This window comes from Dellaglioa sp. CoH-56-MRSF-11 (assembly GCF_056782135.1).
This window is the reverse complement of the sequence record NZ_JBXAYE010000059.1, coordinates 1-352: the sequence shown is the minus strand read 5'-3', so window position 1 is coordinate 352 and position 352 is coordinate 1. Positions and strand designations below refer to the sequence as shown.

Annotated in this window: 1 protein-coding gene; it reads right to left on the bottom strand. The window is 54.5% G+C overall.

The window, feature by feature from the left end; genetic code table 11:
• Positions 1-138 precede the first annotated feature (138 nt).
• A partial coding sequence (locus AC1RPT_RS07835; RefSeq protein ID WP_481762991.1) for a hypothetical protein occupies positions 139-352 on the bottom strand: 214 nt, incomplete at its 5' end.

The window sequence follows — 352 nt, the reverse complement described above, 5'->3', positions numbered from 1 at the left end:
CTCCGTTACCGTTGCGTTTTCGTTGGTCGTGAGTCGATTATTGCGTGACATGGTTTTGTCCTCAGCTTGTTAATCACGGATGATTAATAGTAACGGGGCCAAGCGGCCCCGTCAATAGTACCCGATTAAATTTTGTGGTTATTCGGGCTTCTGTTGCAACGCGAGCCGCGCGCAAATCTCGTTGTTCCGGCGCACCATGTGTTCCAGATACACAGTCATCACGTCGCCCACAATCCAAGGTTCCGGGAGTGCGGGAATCTCGCGCGCATATACCCAGAAAAGTGGCATCGGCTTATCGAACCCGAGCAGGGCCGCGACGGCTTCGGCGGTCTGGGGCGTCAATTGGTCATGC